The organism is Neisseria sp. P0014.S002, from assembly GCF_051958295.1.
GTDB lineage: Bacteria > Pseudomonadota > Gammaproteobacteria > Burkholderiales > Neisseriaceae > Neisseria > Neisseria flavescens_B.
The window spans coordinates 1-252 of the sequence record NZ_JBQCVO010000097.1; the positions used below are offsets into that span (position 1 = coordinate 1).

1 protein-coding gene is annotated in these 252 nt (G+C 44.0%); it reads left to right on the forward strand.

The window, feature by feature from the left end; translation table 11 throughout:
• Nucleotides 1-25: 25 nt before the first annotated feature.
• Nucleotides 26-252, forward strand: a 227-nt coding sequence (locus tag ACTHSX_RS10765; protein ID WP_440379683.1) for a DUF423 domain-containing protein, incomplete at its 3' end; no start/stop codon positions are given.

The following is a 252-nucleotide window of genomic DNA, read 5'->3' on the forward strand; positions in this document are numbered from 1 at the left end:
GATTGAAACAGGTGTGAGATATCAAATGTTCCACACCATTGCGATTTTTGCGATTGGCATTTTGCAATTATGCCGTGAAGCATTGTTTACCAACAAAATGGCTAATTTCGCTGCAGGGACTTGGGCGTACGGTATTCTTCTTTTTAGCGGCAGTCTTTATGCACTTGCCCTTGGAGCAGGCAAATTCCTTGTGTGGGTAACGCCAATTGGCGGAACGTTATTTTTAATTGGTTGGCTTTGCTTGGCTTACGG